The sequence below is a fragment of the Hyphomicrobium sp. genome (assembly GCF_020852195.1).
GTDB lineage: Bacteria > Pseudomonadota > Alphaproteobacteria > Rhizobiales > Hyphomicrobiaceae > Hyphomicrobium_C.
Window position 1 is genome coordinate 1 of record NZ_JADZBI010000075.1, and the last position, 3,022, is coordinate 3,022.

The 3,022-nt window shown below is 60.9% G+C and carries 2 protein-coding genes; both read left to right on the forward strand.

Features of this window, described 5'->3' with window-relative positions:
* A partial coding sequence (locus IT540_RS05825) for an AIPR family protein (RefSeq protein WP_291174416.1) occupies nt 1-1,723 on the forward strand: 1,723 nt, incomplete at its 5' end.
* Between the two features lie 10 nt (nt 1,724-1,733).
* On the forward strand, nt 1,734-3,022 hold a 1,289-nt coding region (locus IT540_RS05830; RefSeq protein ID WP_291174418.1), incomplete at its 3' end, for a site-specific DNA-methyltransferase.

Here is a 3,022-nt window from a genome sequence, read left to right on the forward strand (position 1 = left end):
CCTGCCGCCATTGCTCGGCAACGTCAATCCCGCCGATCACGCGGCGAAACAGCTTTCGCGGGCCTTCAGCGCCTTCGCCCTGCACAAGGTGCTCGACATTACGCCACAGGTGGCGGCCGCCTCGGTCGTGGACGACTTCAACGACAAGGGCATCGACGCGATCCACTATCACGCGCCGTCGGAGACGCTGTACCTGCTGCAAACCAAGCTGAAGGAATCCGAGCAGTTCAAGCAGGAGGATGCGCTGCCGTTCTGCGAGGGCATTCGCCTGTTGCTCAAACAGGACTTCACCGCGTTCAACGGAAACGTCCTGAATCGGAAGTCTGACATCGAGGACGCACTCGATGCGTGTAGCCACATCAAGCTGGTCGTGTCCTACACCGGCGATGGTGTATCGCAAACGGCCCGCGACGCCTTACAGGCGCTGCTCGACGACGAAAACCTCGATGAAGAGCGGCTGGCCAAGCAGGTGGAGTACTACACGGCAACCGAGATCGCCCGAGATCTGCTGGCGGAACAGGCCTACCAACCGGTGCACACGGATATCGCGTTGCAGAAGCACGCGAAAGTCGAAAGCCCGCGAGCCACATACTACGGTGTTGCGCGGCTGGCAGACTTGGTGAGGCTACACCAGATGCACGGCAAGGCCCTGTACGAGCGCAACATCCGCTACTTCCTCGGTAGCAGCAAGTCTGAGGTTAACAAGGCCATCCAGACGACCTTGCATGACTCCCCGGCGGACTTCTTCTACCTGAACAATGGCGTCACGGCCGTCTGCGACCTGATCGAGCCGAAGGCCAACAAGAATGGCGTCAAGAAGTTCAAGGTGCGGGGCCTGTCCATCATCAACGGCGCGCAGACCGTGGCGTCGGCTGCCGAGTTCGTCCGCCAGCATCCGGGCAAGAGCATCGATGACGCCAAGGTGATCTTTACCTTGATCAAAGCCCCTGCAGACGGTCCTTTCGGCAAGCGGGTGACCAATGCGCGCAACCATCAAAACCCGGTCCAGGCGGGAAACTTCGCCTCGCTGGACCAGAACCAGGAGCGGTTGCGGCAGGAGATTGCCCACCTTGGCTTCGACTACCACTACCGTCCCGAGGCCGTGGAAAACGGCACCAATGCCATCACGCTCGATGAGGCTCTGCGGGCACTGGCCTCGCAACAGAACGACCCACGCTACGCAGTGTGGCTCAAGAGTGAGCCAGCGCGCCTCACCAATTCCGACTCCGCCGAGTACCAAGCGCTGTTCACTGAGGCCCTGCCGGGAGTGGTGCTGGTCAACGCCGTTCTGTGCCACCGCGCGATCCGCACTCTCGTAGTGGGCTACGAGCAGAACGCCGCGTCACGCAGCCAAGAACGCCTGATCTACCGTCACGGCGTGCCCGCCATCACGGCGGTCATGATGAAGCGCCTGCGCAACCGCATCGGCGCGGCAGCCGTCATCGACCCGGCAGCGATTCCCGCGCTGATCAGCCAGCCGCTCGATCAGCTCCGGCAGCAGGCTTTCGACCTCGGCCAGCAGCGACTCGTTGTTGAGGGGCCGCTGGCCTACTTCCGCAACCAGGGCAACGTCGTGGCCTTCCTGGCTGACCTGATGGAAACCCACTTTGCGCTGGGTGCCGATCCGGCCATCGCGGCACTGCGCAATATTCAGAAGGCAGCGGACGCGTATCCGCGCAAGCGGTTGGTCGACTACGTGTCGAGCCGCGCGCCACAGCTATGAGAGCGATGTCATGCGCAAACAAAAACTAGAACTCACCTGGATCGGGAAGGAGAAGCGGCCCAAGCTGGAGCCGCGCATCCTGCTCGAAGACTCCGAGAAGTCCTATCACGCCAAGCATCGCGTATCGGATAACGACATCTTCGACAACCGGTTGATCTTCGGCGACAACCTGCTGGCGCTGAAGGCGCTGGAGGCGGAGTTCGCGGGCCGGGTGAAGTGCGTGTTCATCGACCCGCCGTACAACACCGGCAGCGCGTTCACGCATTACGACGACGGGCTGGAGCACTCGATCTGGCTGGGACTGATGCGCGACCGGCTGGAGATCATTCGGCGCTTATTGACGGAGGACGGTTCGCTATGGATCACCATCGACGACAACGAGGCGCATTACCTCAAGGTGTTGTGCGATGAGATATTTGGGCGGGCAAATTTTGTGTGCAATGCCATTTGGGAGAAGGCCGATTCTCCCCGGAACTCTGCACGGCAGTTCTCAACGGACCATGACCATTTGCTGGTCTATGCAAAGGTTCCTGAGTGGGCCCCCCGGAAGCTTGCGCGGACAGATGAGGCAAACTCAATCTACTCAAACCCGGACAACGATAAACGGGGGCCTTGGCTCCCTGGGGACCCGTATGCAAATAAGCCTTACTCAAAGGGCCAGTACACGATCACCGGGCCGACTGGCCGAGAATTCTCCCCGCCAGCGGGCCGCTATTGGCGAATTTCGGAAGAAAAGCTGCGGGAACTGGACAACGACGGGCGGATTTGGTGGGGTCCGACAGGCAATGCTCGGCCGAGCATAAAGCGCTACCTTGCCGAGGTTGGCGATTTGGTGCCGCGAACCCTTTGGTCCAAGGACGAGGTGGGAAGCAATCGCACGTCGAAAAATGAAATGCGCGCATTGTTTCCTGGCGACGAATCGTTCGGAACCCCAAAGCCTGAGCGCCTTCTCAAACGTGTTATCGAGATCGCCACCAACGCTGGCGATCTCGTTCTCGACTCCTTCGCCGGTTCCGGCACCACCGGCGCAGTTGCGCACAAGATGGGTCGCCGCTGGATCATGGTTGAGCTGGGTGAGCACTGCCACACTCACATCATTCCACGCCTGAAGACGGTTATCGACGGCGAGGACAAGGGCGGCATCACCGAAAGTGTCGGCTGGAAAGGCGGCGGCGGCTTCCGCTATTACCGCCTTGCCCCCAGCCTGATTATCAACGACCGCTGGGGCAACCCCGTCGTCAATCCGGAGTACAACGCCGCGATGCTGGCCGAGGCCCTGGCGAAGCTGGAAGGCTTCAC